At 63.9% G+C, this 13,459-nt stretch carries 11 protein-coding genes; 2 read left to right on the top strand and 9 right to left on the bottom strand.

Features of this window, described 5'->3' with window-relative positions; translation table 11 throughout:
• Positions 1-14: 14 nt before the first annotated feature.
• On the bottom strand, positions 15-2,690 hold the full coding sequence (locus AB4Z27_RS18085) for an excinuclease ABC subunit A (protein WP_441644954.1): 2,676 nt from the start codon (positions 2,688-2,690) through the stop codon (positions 15-17).
• Between the two features lie 179 nt (positions 2,691-2,869).
• Positions 2,870-3,778 carry a LysR family transcriptional regulator gene (locus AB4Z27_RS18080; protein ID WP_092293563.1) on the bottom strand — a complete coding sequence of 303 codons (909 nt, stop codon included), beginning with the start codon at positions 3,776-3,778 and terminating at the stop codon, positions 2,870-2,872.
• Positions 3,779-3,948: 170 nt separating this feature from the next.
• Between AB4Z27_RS18080 and AB4Z27_RS18075 the strand changes: the two genes are divergently transcribed.
• Together AB4Z27_RS18075 and AB4Z27_RS18070 are read left to right on the top strand one after the other, a co-directional pair.
• Complete coding sequence (locus AB4Z27_RS18075; RefSeq protein ID WP_092293565.1) at positions 3,949-4,626, top strand: hydrolase; 678 nt, start codon at positions 3,949-3,951, stop codon at positions 4,624-4,626.
• A 59-nt stretch (positions 4,627-4,685) separates the two neighbouring features.
• Positions 4,686-6,098 carry an alginate export family protein gene (locus AB4Z27_RS18070; protein WP_441591339.1) on the top strand — a complete coding sequence of 471 codons (1,413 nt, stop codon included), beginning with the start codon at positions 4,686-4,688 and terminating at the stop codon, positions 6,096-6,098.
• A 277-nt stretch (positions 6,099-6,375) separates the two neighbouring features.
• Here the strand turns inward: AB4Z27_RS18070 and AB4Z27_RS18065 are convergent, their stop codons facing one another.
• The 7 genes from AB4Z27_RS18065 to AB4Z27_RS18035 form a co-directional block, all read right to left on the bottom strand.
• Positions 6,376-7,119, bottom strand: a complete 744-nt coding sequence (locus AB4Z27_RS18065) for a sulfite exporter TauE/SafE family protein (RefSeq protein ID WP_441644953.1) — start codon at positions 7,117-7,119, stop codon at positions 6,376-6,378.
• Positions 7,120-7,133: 14 nt separating this feature from the next.
• On the bottom strand, positions 7,134-8,228 hold the full coding sequence (locus AB4Z27_RS18060) for a Bug family tripartite tricarboxylate transporter substrate binding protein (protein ID WP_092293571.1): 1,095 nt from the start codon (positions 8,226-8,228) through the stop codon (positions 7,134-7,136).
• Positions 8,229-8,292: 64 nt separating this feature from the next.
• A complete protein-coding gene (locus AB4Z27_RS18055) occupies positions 8,293-9,207 on the bottom strand; it encodes a LysR family transcriptional regulator (protein WP_092293573.1) in 915 nt (304 codons plus the stop codon).
• 8 nt (positions 9,208-9,215) lie between these two features.
• Positions 9,216-10,049: an amidohydrolase family protein gene (locus AB4Z27_RS18050; protein ID WP_092293575.1), complete on the bottom strand. Its 834-nt coding sequence runs from the start codon at positions 10,047-10,049 to the stop codon at positions 9,216-9,218.
• 35 nt (positions 10,050-10,084) lie between these two features.
• On the bottom strand, positions 10,085-10,768 hold the full coding sequence (locus AB4Z27_RS18045) for a fumarate hydratase C-terminal domain-containing protein (protein WP_441644952.1): 684 nt from the start codon (positions 10,766-10,768) through the stop codon (positions 10,085-10,087).
• Positions 10,762-11,697 carry a fumarate hydratase gene (locus AB4Z27_RS18040; protein ID WP_441591337.1) on the bottom strand — a complete coding sequence of 312 codons (936 nt, stop codon included), beginning with the start codon at positions 11,695-11,697 and terminating at the stop codon, positions 10,762-10,764. Before AB4Z27_RS18040 ends, AB4Z27_RS18045 begins: the two co-directional genes overlap by 7 nt.
• 12 nt (positions 11,698-11,709) lie before the next feature.
• Positions 11,710-13,458, bottom strand: coding sequence for an L-aspartate oxidase (locus AB4Z27_RS18035; RefSeq protein WP_441644951.1), 1,749 nt, complete (start codon positions 13,456-13,458; stop codon positions 11,710-11,712).
• Position 13,459 lies beyond the last annotated feature (1 nt).

Raw genomic sequence — 13,459 nt, 5'->3', positions numbered from 1 at the left:
CGGCCTTGAACGGGTCAACTCAATTCCTTTGCCAGATATTCGCCAGTGCGGCTCGTCGCCACGCTGGTGATATCGGTGGGGCGGCCGCTAGCCACGACGCGGCCGCCCTGCTCTCCGGCGCCCGGACCCATGTCGATCACCCAATCCGCCTGGGCCACGACACGCATGTCGTGCTCGACAACGACCACGGTATTGCCCGCATCCACCAGCTCCTGTAGTTGCAGGAGCAGGCGGTCCACATCGGCCGGATGCAGTCCGTTGGTGGGTTCGTCCAGCACGTAGAGCGTGTCGCCGCGCTGGGCGCGCTGCAGTTCGGTGGCCAGTTTGATCCGCTGTGCCTCGCCACCCGACAGCTCGGTGGCCGGCTGCCCCAATCGAAGGTATCCCAATCCGATGTCCTGCAACGCCTTCAGCGAYCGCATCACCGAAGGCTCATCCGCAAAGACTTCGCATGCCGCATCGACRGTCAGGTCGAGGATCTCGGCAATATTCCGGCCTTGCCAGGTGATTTCCAGCGTCTGCGCCTGATAGCGCGTGCCGTGGCAGGCGGTACACGGCGCATACACACTCGGCAGGAACAGCAGCTCCACGCTGACGAAGCCCTCGCCTTCACATGTGGGGCAACGGCCTTGGGCGACGTTGAAGGAAAATCGTCCCGGCGTATAGCGCCGCTTGCGCGCGGCGGGGGTGTCGGCAAACAGCTTGCGGACATGATCGAACAGCCCGGTATAGGTAGCGAGGTTCGATCGCGGGGTGCGGCCAATGGGCTTCTGGTCGACGCGCACCAGACGGCGCACCGCCTCCAGGTCGCCCGCCACGCGCCCACTTGTCGGCGTATCCGTCACCGCGAACAGTGGATCGCGCTCCTCGTCGGCATCGCTATCGTTGGCGCGGCCAAGATGCCGGTTCACCARCTCCGGCAGGGCCTGGCTGATCAGGCTCGACTTCCCCGATCCCGAGACACCCGTCACCGCCACGAAGCACCCCAGTGGTATCGCCGCATCGATCTTGTGGAGATTGTTGCGGGCGACATGCACGAGCTTGAGCCACCCAGCGGGTTCGCGGGGTTCTCGCAGCGGCACCTGTTGCTCGCCAAACAGATACGCTGCGGTACGCGATGCCTGCACCGCGGCAAGCCCGTCGAGCGGCCCGCTGTAGAGCACGTGGCCGCCGCCCTCGCCAGCGGCCGGCCCCACGTCTACGATCCAGTCCGCGTGACGCATGGTCTGTGTGTCATGTTCGACCACGAACAGCGAGTTGCCGGCGGCCTTCAATCGTCGCAACGCCACCAGCAGCGCTTCGCCATCGGCGGGATGCAGCCCGGCCGAGGGCTCGTCGAGCACATAGACCACGCCGAACAGTTGGGAAGATAGCTGCGTGGCCAGCCGCAGCCGTTGCAATTCGCCCGATGACAGCGTCGGCGTGCTGCGGTCCAGCGACAGATACCCGAGCCCGAGATCGATGAGCGTGGAAACCCGCTCCATCAGCTCTTCCGCGATGCGCTGCGCGGCCAGCCGCTTTTCGTCGGAGAGGTTGGGCGTGCGTCGCACGTCGGGCGCCGCCTTGTGTGCGGATCCCCCTGCCGCCACGCGCCGCGCCGTGGCGGCGCGCATCGCCTTCGTGCTCAGCACCGCGCCGGAGATTGCCTCGGGGCTCGCCCACTCGCCGTGCGCAATCGGCCGCATGATCTCCGCCACGCGGGCAAGCGGAAGGTTCGCGAACGTGCCGATGTCCATGCCCGCAAACGTCACCGATAGCGCTTCCTTCTTGAGCCGCTTGCCGTGACAGGCCGGGCATTCGCGTCCAATCATGTATTGCGAAACGCGCTTCTTCATCAGCGCGCTCTGCGTCGTGGCGAAGGTCTGCAGAACATAGCGACGGGCGCCCGTGAACGTGCCCTGATAGCTCGGCTCCATCTTGCGCTTGAGCGCGGCGCGCACCTCCTTGGGCGTGAATCCTGCGTACACCGGCACCGTGGGCTGTTCYTCGGTGAACAGGATCCAGTCACGGTCCTTCTTCGGCAGCTCGCGCCACGGCTTGTCCACGTCGTAACCGAGCGTCACCAGGATGTCGCGCAGGTTCTGCCCGTGCCATGCGGGCGGCCACGCCGCGATGGCGCGCTCGCGTATCGACAAGGTATCGTCGGGCACCATCGACTGCTCGGTCACATCATAGATGCGCCCCAGACCATGGCACGTGGGGCAGGCGCCCTCCACCGTGTTGGGCGAGAAGTCCTCGGCGTACAGCATCGGCTGCCGGGACGGATAAGTGCCCGCGCGCGAATAGAGCATGCGGACAAGACTCCCCAGCGTGGCGACGCTTCCAACCGTGGAACGTGCATTCGGCGTACCGCGTTGCTGCTGGAGCGCGACGGCGGGCGGCAGCCCTTCGATCGCATCCACCTCCGGCACGCCAACCTGCTCGATCAGCCGTCTGGCATAGGGGGCCACCGACTCGAAGTAGCGCCGCTGCGCTTCCGCGTAAAGCGTGCCGAATGCCAGGGAGGACTTGCCGGACCCCGAGACCCCGGTAAATACGACCAGCGCGTTGCGTGGGATATCGACATCGACGTTCTTGAGGTTGTGCTCACGGGCCCCGCGCACGCGGACGAAGTTGTCCGCCGCGTGACCGGACGCGGCCGGAAWCGTGTCGTCGGGTGTCAGTGGGTGCCGGCGGTATTCATCCTTCATGCGATTTGTCTGTCTGAAAGCGGCGCCCTTGCAGAAATTTCCGACTGAATCTTCATCTTTCCTGCGGATTCGAGGGGGCGCTTGGCGATAGCCTCAACAAGGCAGGAAACATGCCAAATCGGATTGGGGTGAAGAGACCGCCGCAAAGACGCCTGCTCGASATCTACTGCGGCCTGCCCCTACTCCTCGTCCATTTCGGCAAATCTCTCGACCAAAAACTCGATCAATGCGCGTACGGCTGGCAAAACGCCGCGCCGGGACGGGAATACGACGTGAAGCAGTTCGGCGCGAGGTGCCCAGTCCGGCAGGAGCCGTACCAGCTGCCCCGCGTTCAACTGCTCACGTACCATCATCACCGGCAGCTGGCCGATACCGACACCTGCCAGTGCTGCGGCTCGCAGTGCAATCATATCGCCTGTCACCAGGCGCGGGCGATGTCGCACCACCGCCTGCGCCCCATCCGGACCAAACAGCGTCCAGGCGTATTCCGCCTGCGTTGCGCCCAGTGCAAGGCTTGGCAGGTCGGCGAGATCAGCCGGCGCGCGTGGCAGCTCGCGCTGCCCTTCTACCAGGGCGCTACTGGCCACCAGACATTGCCTGCGTTCCGCCAGCACGCGGATGACAAGGTCGCTGTCTTGCAATGGCGCCGGCCTGACGCGGATGGAAACATCCACAGCATCGCCGACCGGATCCACGCGCCGATTGGTCGCTTCCAGATGCACGATCACCTGCGGGTGCGCGGCCATGAACCTGGCCAGCATGTCGCCGACGTGCGCGTGCAGCAATGCCACCGGACAGGTCACCCTGACGGTACCGCGCGGCTCGGCGCGCGTCAGCTCCACGGCTTCCTGTGCAGCCTCGGCCTCCATCAGCATCGCCTTGCAATGCTCGTAGTAGGTGCGGCCAATCTCGGTCATGGTGAAGCGGCGCGTCGAGCGCTGGATCAGCCGAACGCCGAGTCGTTCCTCCAGGACGGCGATGCGCCGGCTAAGCCGGGACTTGGGCATTCCCAGTGCGCGGCCAGCCGGCGCGAATCCGCCGTGCTCAACCGCCTGCACATAGAAGTAGAGGTCATTTAGGTCCTGCACGCCACTTCCTTCTCCCTTCATCGTTCACCAGATAGGACTATGACGTCCAATCTAGCACTCTAGTGCGTCCCGCGTCCCAATCCTATGCTTTCTCCATCCGACGAATGGTCGCKAGCGGCCAGACCTTCCACACGGTGCGATGCCACCGCCCCTTACCCAGGAGACCCATCATGTCCCAACCCGCCAACTTCAACGGCAAGCGACCTGTCATCGACCCGGACGACTCGGCGATGCTGCTGATCGATCATCAGAGCGGTCTCTTCCAGACCGTAGGCGATATGCCCATGCCGGAACTGCGCCAGCGCGCCGCCGCCCTGGCAAAGATGGCGACGCTGTGCAAGCTGCCGGTCATTACTACGGCTTCCGTGCCACAAGGGCCCAATGGCCCGCTGATTCCGGAGATTCACGAGAACGCACCGCACGCGAAGTACGTCGCGCGCAAAGGCGAAATCAATGCATGGGACAACCCCGAATTCGTCGCCGCCGTGGAAGCGACRGGCAAGAAAACCCTGATCATCGCCGGCACCATCACGAGTGTGTGCATGGCGTTCCCGTCCATCAGCGCCGTGGCTGACGGGTACCGGGTTTTCGCCGTAGTGGATGCTTCCGGCACCTACTCGAAGATGGCGCAGGAAATCACGCTGGCCCGCGTGGTGCAGGCCGGTGTGGTACCGATGGATACCGCCGGCGTGGCCTCCGAACTGCAACGCACGTGGCATCGCGATGACGCGCAGCAATGGGCGGAGATCTACACGAAGATCTTCCCGGCCTACCAGTTGCTGATTGAAAGCTACGCGAAGGCGCAAGACGTGCAGAAGAAGGGCGAGGCGCTGGACTCCGCGCGCTAAGCGTCGGAACCGGCATGGSCCTGGCGGCCCTGCCGGTTCCTTGATCGCAGGAGTGGTCAATGTCACGCATGTCGATAAGAGCGTCCGCGCCGCCGGTGGTACTGGCCTGCGTTCTCGCGGGCATGTCGTCCAATGGATGCGCCCAGCCGTCACCGCCCCCATACAATTTTCTTCGCTACGACGAGGATTACAGCTATCTGCGAGATCCGGCGCGCCGTAGCGACCCCTGGGACGCGATCAAGTATCGGCCGCTCGGTTCACCGGACATCTATCTGAGCCTGGGCGGAGAGATTCGAGAGCGCTTCGAATCCTACTCGGCGCCGAACTTCGGCGTGCCGGGCCCGTCGGCGGACGGCTACCTGTTGCATCGCCTCCTCCTCCATGCCGACGTGCATGCTGGCGACTATCTGCGCGCATTCGTGCAACTCGGCAATCATCTGGCGCCGGGCAAGGAGGTCGCCATACCGCCTTACGAAGACCGGGTGGACGTGCAACAGGCGTTTGTCGATGTGCATGTGCCRAAGGCAGGCAGCACGATGGACACCGCCTTGCTGCGGGTCGGGCGTCAGGARATGGCATTCGGCGCGCAACGGCTGGTGTCGGTGCGGGATGCGCCAAACGTCCGGCGCGCCTTCGATGGTGTCCGCGTGGGTGGTGCTACAAACAGCGGTGTGAAGATCGATGCGTTTGCCACGCGGCCGGTGCTGCTGAAGGCGGGCGATTTCGACGATCGGCCCAATCAGTCGCAGGCCTTTTGGGGCGTCTACTCGACCTTCCCCAAAACCTTTGTGCCGTCATCGGGCATCGACGTCTACTACCTTGGCTTCGAGAACAACCACGCGCTGTACAGCATCGGAACCGGCGTGGAGCGACGGCATTCCGTTGGTGGGCGGGTCTTTGGCACGCACGGTCAGTGGGACTGGGATTGGGAAGCCCTGGGACAGTTTGGCAGTTTTGGCGCGCAGGACTTGCTTGCCTGGGGCTTCTCCACCGACACCGGCTATGGATTTTCCGTCGCCGACTGGAAGGCGCGTGCGGGCATCAAGGCCACCATCGGCAGYGGTGATACCAATCCGCGCGACGGAAAGCTGGGCACGTATGGCGGCCTGTTTCCAAAACTGGCGTACTTCAATCAGGCAGGACTACTGGGTGCATCGAATGTCATGGACCTACAGCCGTCCCTGACGCTAAAGCCGATTCCGCGACTCAAGCTGACCCTGTCCTGGGACTTTATCTGGCGACAGACGACCAACGATGCCGTCTACACGAGCGTGGCCACGCCCATTCCCGGCACGGCGGGTCGCGCCGGGCGCTACACGGGCAGCCAACTTGCCTTTGACGTGTACTGGCAGGTGGACCGGCACATTGTCATGAATGCCGGCCTGGTGCATGTCGACGTGGCAAAAGTCCTCAGCGCCGTGGGCGGCCACAATACAAACTTCGTCTACCTGTCGGCGGCGTACACGTTCTGAACCGTCTGATGGCCCCGCTGCGGGGTCAATGCGACTTTGCCTTGTGTTCCAGATGATCGAAAGCGACGTCCTCCACGCGGGAGACCTTGTTTGCCAGTCGGAACTGGAACCAGAAGAGGGCAACTACCGCCAACATCGCAAGGCYGCCAAGTGCAAATCTGAGCCACATCTTTATCCTCGATTGATATCGTACGGTGACAAATCAAGCGTATGCGGACTCAGATACAAGCTGCATCAAGATGGCGTCGAGCGCGATAAAAATCCTGTTAAGTTTGTCTCAATGCATCAACAAGCCGCGACAGAGCACCGAAACGCCGCTGATGCAGAGAAGGACCAAGAGCGCGCGACGCACCGCGTSGGGCGAGATCCGACGACGCAGGCGAGAACCTATCGCCAGGCCGACGAGGCCGAATGGCAGGGCGAACACGGCACTGCGCAGCARATCACTCTGAAACAGCAATCCGCTGTATGCAAATGCTGTCAGGCGCACCAGCGCACTCACCATGATGACAGCCGCGATGGTCGAGCGAAACTCGTCGATCCGCGGAAGTCGCCGGGACAGGTACATGGTGTAGACCGGACCTCCGGTGCCGAACAATGCGCTGAACACACCGCCCACGACGCCGGCCGGCACTGACCACCCCCTSGCCGCCTCTTCCTCCCGATGCGCGCCGCCAAGGAGCGTCCGCCCCGTCATGATKAGCACAAAGAGTCCCAACCCGACAAGCAGCCAGCGGGACTCGACCTTGGCCAGTACGGTCGTACCGAGCGCCACGCCCACCATCATGAACGGGATCAGGCGGGACAGCTCTTGACGAGACACAGCGCTCCAGTTRCGCAGGCCAACCATTGTGGTCGTCACAAGATCGAGCAGAAGCAGCAGCGGCACCACGAACTGCAGCGGGATGAACTGCACCAGGATCGGCACGGCGACCATCGCTGCACCGAAGCCGGTGAGTCCGAACACCGTGTAGGCGCCAACCACTGTTGCCCCGAGGGCTGCGTAATGTTCAGTGCCCATGCCCTGTGCCCGTCCTAGTTGGCGGAGATCTTTCGCTTTGTCACCAGCGGCTTCCAGCGCCCCGATTCCTGGGCAATCTCCTCGGGAAGACGACCTTTCGGCGTGATCGTCCTGGCCATGCCTTGCGCGGCCAGATAGCGCTGCATGCCCGGTTCTGCAGCGGCGCGCTCCAGGTCGGCATACATTTTCGCCGTCAACGCCTTTGGCGTGCCGGCCGGCGCCATCAGCGCGAACCAGCCATAGAACGTAAAGCCCTCCAGCCCCGCCTCCGCGACAGTCGGCACGTCAGGAAGCAGCGCGGACCGTTCGTTGCCCGTCACGGCAAGCGCGCGAAGGCGGCCGCCCTTGAGGAGCGGGGAGATGGCATTGATGTTCCCCACTGTCATGTCTACCGTGCCCGCCATCAGGTCCGCATAGGCCGGTCCTTCGCCCTTGTACGGCACATGCACGACGTCGATGCCGGCAGCGTCGGCAAACGCTTCACTGGCGATATGCACCTGGCTACCGTTGCCTGCCGACGCGAAGGTCAATTTKCCCGGGTTGGCCTTTGCATAAGCGATGAGCTCGGTCATCGTTTTCGCCGGAATCTTCGTGTTGACCGTCACCACCATCGGCCCACTGGCGATCTTGCTGATCATCTCGAAGCTTTCAGCCGAGTAGGGAAGCTTCTGATAGATGAACGGGTTGACCGTGAACATGCTGCCGGAGGCGAGCAGCAGCGTGTAGCCATCCGGCACGGATTTGGCTACGGCTTCCGCGCCCACGGCACCGCCTGCACCCGGGCGGTTGTCCACGACAACGGGCTGCTTCCATTGCTTGCCCAGTTCCACGGCCACCGCACGTGCAAGCAGATCGGTCGCGCCGCCCGCGGCAAACGGCACTACCAGACGAATCGGCTTGCCCGGCCATTCCTCCGCGTGAGCCGGCACCATGGCTAGCGGAGCAATCGCAAACGCAAACATGGCTGCCGCGGTCGATGTGTTGTATCGCCTGGCGTCCGCATCGCCGCACAGCTCTTTCACAACGGGATGCTGACGTATCCGGCTCAACCCGTGCCGCCCTCGTCCAAACCAATGCCAGATGGCCTTGCCAGTGCTTGCTGCGTTCATCGTTGTCTCCTTTGTGTGGCGTCGCTTTCGTATGCGACTTTCGTATACGTCCTTACCGCATGCGTCAGCCCTTCTGCACCAGCTTCGGGCGGCCGTCGTCCGGTGTGCTGGCGGGTGTCGTGACAGCGGTCAATGCGTCAAGCAGCAACCTCGACAGATGCGCACGGGGGTTGTCGCGCGGCACCAGAATCCCGATGCGACGCATCAGCGGCGGCGAGCCGAACGGAATGGTGCGAATGGACGCCGGAAATTCGTTCTCGACGCCACGGGCCGGCACCACTGACGACCCCAGGCCGTTGGCSACCATCGCGATGACGCCTTCGAGCGTGTCGATCTCCATGGTCGAGCGGACGGCGATCTGTCGTCGCACCATTTCTTCCTGAACGAGCAGGCCCACGCGCGCCGTGCGATTGAATCGCACATAAGGCGTGGTTTCCAGCACACCCTTGTCCGAATCGCCGCGCGTAGTGGCGTGGGTGATCACGACAAACTCTTCGTTGAAGAAAGGCATGAACTGCAGGTCCAGGCGTGGAACCTCCGGCTCGGTGACAACGGCGACATCGAGTTGCCGCCGGTGCACCGCCCGTTCCAGATCGTGTGTCAGGCCCGTGGTCAGGTGAATGTCGATGCGATGACCCTGCTGGTGCAGGCGCTTCAAGGCCAGCGGCAACACCCCGGAGACGCAGGTGTGAACCGAGCCGAGCTTGAGCACACCGCCAGCCGCATCGCGCTTGAGGGCCGCGCTCATGCTCTCCCAGTGGGTCAGCAGGTCTCGGGCGCGATTCGTGAAGGCGAGGCCGGCRTCCGTCAAYACCGGCGGCCTGCGGCTACGATCGAAGATCGTGATGCCCAACTCYTCTTCGAGCGAGCGCATTTGCATGCTGACGGCCGATACCGTCAGGCCGATAGCATTGCCGGCCTCCGCGAAGCTGCCCCGGTCGGCGATGGCTACCAGCGTGTAGAGCGTCTTGACGTCCATGTCGAACTCTAGATGCCCAGCAGGCGGCGGGCGTTGCCACCCATCACCTTTTCGAGGTTCTCGGGACGGATCGGCAATGTTTCGAACCACTGCTTGTAGTCCCGTACCGGGCAGAATGGGAACGAGCTTGCGTACAGCATGCGRTCKGCGAGGAAGGAATCCGCGGCCTTGACGTATTCCTCCCAGCCTGGCATCCGCGAGAAGTACATGTCMGGCGAAAGGTACATATTCGGGCGGCGGAACGCGATATGCAGGATCTCGGTCACCCAGGGCCAGCCGCCGTGCGCAACGACGACCTTCAGCTTAGGGAAGTCCGCCAGCACGCGATCAGTGCGCACGGGGTCGGAGTAGCTCAAGTCCGGGCCGGCTGTTCCGCCTACCATCATGATCACCGGCACCTCCAGATCCTCGCAGTGCGCGTAGATCGGATAGAGGCGTCGATCGTCCGCGTACATGGGAACCGGGTAGGAGCCGGGCTCGATATTGATGGCCTTGAACCCGTGGGCGACCGCATCCGAAATGGTCTTGCACGCYGCCACGCGGTTCGTCGGATCGATCGAGGCGGCACCGATGAAGCGCTCCGGATAGTCGCCCACGATGCGTGCGACGTCTTCATTGGAGACGCTTCCCAGCGTGCCGGCAAGGCGACCGACCACCACGCCCTTGTCGACCCCGCCTTCGTCCATCTCCTTGAGCAGCAGTTCCATGGACTGTCGTTGCGCTGCGGGGGAAGGCTCGAAGCCAACSGTCCGGGTAAAGCCGTCGCGCCGCTCGCCGGCCGAGTACATCAACGTGTCGAGAAAGCCGCCGACCGGCGGGCGGAGTCTGAAATCAATGATCATGTCGTCTTCCTGGCTGGTTGGATGCGGGAATGGCCTTACATCACCTCGTTCTTGCGATCGTCGGTCTCGCCGTACCTGTGCAGCGCCGGCGGCTTGAGGCCGGCGTAGAGCTTGTCGATCCCGGCGTTGATGACCTCCGCGTGCTGCGCAAACAGCGAATTGCCTTCCAGGTCGCTCTCGACGATAAACGGACCGAAGTTCTCGACGTCGAACATCCACATCGCCTGTGCAATGCCGAGTTCATCCAGCCAGAACACGTCCTGCACACGCTTGATGCCGCGCCCAAGCAGCGCGCCCGTGCCATAGCCGACGGTTGTGAGGTAGATCGCCCCGCCGGGCGCCAGCACGCGCTTGTAGTCGTCGGCGGGCATGCCACCCTTGCCGATAAAGATGCGGCACCCCGTCTTCTCCATCCACTTGGGAATCCATTTGGAGAAGCGGAAGCTTGCCGTCGCGGTCACCGCGCCTACGTTGTAGCCGCCGTCCTCGTTGGGCGCCGCAGCCGGTGAACAGTGGAAGTTCACGTTGCTGAGCCCGCGCAGTTCCACCGGTGCCTCCAGGCCCTCATCGAGCACCTTCTTGTAGATGCCTTCCCGGGCGGTATAGACCAGGCCGGTCAAGTAGACGGCCGAGCCCAGCTCAAGTCTTGCGAGGTCTTCCGTCGTGGCTGGCAGATTGATGTGGAAGACCTTCAGTTCATCGTCTTGGGGGCTTACCATTCGACCGTCTCCCTGCGCAGGTATGGGGTGAACCACTGGGGGTCCGTGCGATATTCGATGTTGCCGTCCGGGTGAATCCGGGCCGTTGCCCGCCGCGACGACAGGCAGAACGTGTGGAGGCTGATCGGCATCCCGCCCGTGTGGGTGTGGCCTACCTCGATATGGCAGTCCACCACCATCGACGAGCCCACGAAGCCCATGGCACCCATGCCGATCGAGTTGCCCAGCGTCATCAGTTCGCGCTCGAGTTCGGCGATCTTGGGATCGGGATTGCGGTCGCCCACCACGCGCAGGCAGGCCGCCTGCTTGCCAAGCTGCATGCAGGTATCCTTCGAGCCGCCCAGGCCGATGCCGACGATGGCSGGCTGGCATGCCAGCCCGCGCTTGCCGAAGGCAATCAGCGTATCGAGCACGAATCGCTTGATRCCGTCGATGCCGTCGCCGGGGAACAGCATCCGGTAGTCGGTGCCGAACAGCCCGCCCTTGTGCACGGTCGTGATGTCGACCCAGTCGGCGTCGGGCTCGAACGACCACTCGATCTCCGGCGCATTGATGCCGACGTTATTGTTGTTGTCCGTGCGCCARAGCGGGTGCACGCGATTGGGCCGCAGCGGCACCGCCAGCGTGGCATCGGCCGTGGCCTTGCGCAGCGCGCGCTCGACCGCGACGAAGCCGCGCTGCACCGAAGCGTTGTTGCCAACCTTGACGTAGTAGCGTGGGAGCCCGGTATCGGCACACATGGGGCGCCGGTCCTGGTCCGCCGCTTCCCAGTTGTCCTGCATGGCGTGGATCACGAAGCGCGGCAGCTTGCCGGTCTCGGTCTTCTGCAACGCCTGGATGCCTTGCTTGTAGTCCTTGGGGATCTCGATCGCCGCGCGTTTCATGATCTCGAACGCGGCTTCCTCGACCCGATCGATGGAGATGGTCATCGTAGCGGTCCTCTATGCWGCAACTTTTGGGGGTTGACCGGCCTCACCGGTAATCAGGGACGTGCCTGGCGTYACGATGTCGAACTTCACYGGCACCATGTCCAGRCGAATATCRTCGCCGTCCGCGGTCACKCGGGTGTAGCGGCTSCCGTGCARATCGCCGGGCTCCGGGAAGTCCTCGCGGAAATGCGCGCCCCGGCTGTTCTCGCGCGCCARTGCGGAAACGGTGATCACGCGGGACATGTCCACGAGGCTYTGCAGRTTGAGCCAGTCATGCCAGGTGACGTTGTAGCGGCGGTCGCCATCCGGAACGCCCATGGCCAGCAGCGCCGCGTTGTGCGAAGCGATGGAATCCAGTCCCCGGCGCATCGCCGCCTCGTGGCGCAGTACACCGACGTCGTCCCACATCGTCTGGGCGAGCGCATCGCGCAAATCGTGAATGGCGCCGGGAGCCTTCGAGAACGGATACTCGGCACGCTCGATACCGCGCAGGATGACGCGCTTGTCCGGCTCCTTCCAATGCTGCACACCGGTGGCATACGCAGCCATCGAATCGCCGGCGATGCCGCCGAATACCGTCGAGTTCGCCACGCCATTGCCGCCCAGGCGATTGGCGCCGTGCACGCCGCCGCAATCCTCCCCGGCCGCAAACAGTCCCGGCGAAGCCGTGCTGCAATCCACATCGAACTCCACGCCGCCCATCAGATAATGAGCGGTGGGCACCACCTCCACGCGACCRCCGGCCAGGTCAAAGCCACAATCCTTGCAGCGGTTGACCATGCCGGGGAACGTCTTGGCCACCTTCTCRGGTCCAAGGTGGCTCATCTGGATGTAGATCCCACCCATCGGGCCGGTSCGGCCGGCGCGCATTTCGGCGTAGATGCCCCGGCTGACCACGTCGCGCGTCGCGCGCTCGCCGCGTGCGTCATAGTTGGTCATGAAACGGTCRCCGTTGCCATTGACCAGCCAACCGCCGGCACCGCGCAGGCCCTCTTCGAGCACCGTGCCGGTCATGCGGGTATCCGGGCCTCCCAGCAGTCCCGTCGGGTGGAACTGCACCATCTCCATGTCGCGCAGGCTCAGCCCGTAGCGCATGGCCATCGCCAGGCCGTCGCAGGTCTTGTCGCCGGATGGCGTGTGGTAGCGGTACATCGTCGGGCCCGCCCCCGTGGCCAGCAGCACCGCCTTGGCCTGTACGAAGCGGTAGGTGCCGCGCCGCATGTCGATGAACAGCACGCCGGCGATGCCGGAGCCATCCGCGGCCGGGATCAGCTCGATGGCGCGGTGCTCCTCCAGCTCTTCCACATCCAGGGCCCGCACCTGTTCCATCAGGCGATTGATGATCTCGATGCCGGTCAGGTCCGCCTTGTGGACGGTGCGGTCAAAGCTCTGRCCCGCGAAAGCCTTCTGGTGCAGCGTGCCGTCGGGGTTGCGGTCAAAGAAGCAGCCGATCTCGTTCTCGAGTTCCCGCACGCGCTCGACCGCGCCTTCGACCAGCCGCCAGGCCAGATCCTGGCGCGGCAGCCATTTGCCGCCCTCGATGGTGTCCATGAAATGGCGTTCGACCGAATCGCCTGTGGACAGCGCCACGTTGTATCCGCCCTGCACCATCCGCGTGCAACCGCACTTGCCGAGCAGGCCCTTCACCGCCACGGAAACCTTGAGCGCAGGATTGGCCTTCTTGGCATGCAGGGCGGCAAACAGCCCTGCCCCGCCCGTGCCAAGAATCAGGATGTCCGTCTTGTGGTTCTCGATCTGCATT

The sequence above is a fragment of the Cupriavidus sp. KB_39 genome (genome assembly GCF_052114485.1).
In the GTDB taxonomy this organism is placed as follows: Bacteria; Pseudomonadota; Gammaproteobacteria; order Burkholderiales; family Burkholderiaceae; genus Cupriavidus.
Note: the sequence above shows the minus strand (reverse complement) of the source record. Positions and strands in the feature narration are given on the sequence as shown.

Coding starts and splice junctions, on each gene's coding strand:
- AB4Z27_RS18045 (WP_441644952.1), bottom strand. CDS start 10,768: ATGGTAAGCCCCCAAGACGATGAACTGAAGGTCTTCCACATCAATCTG.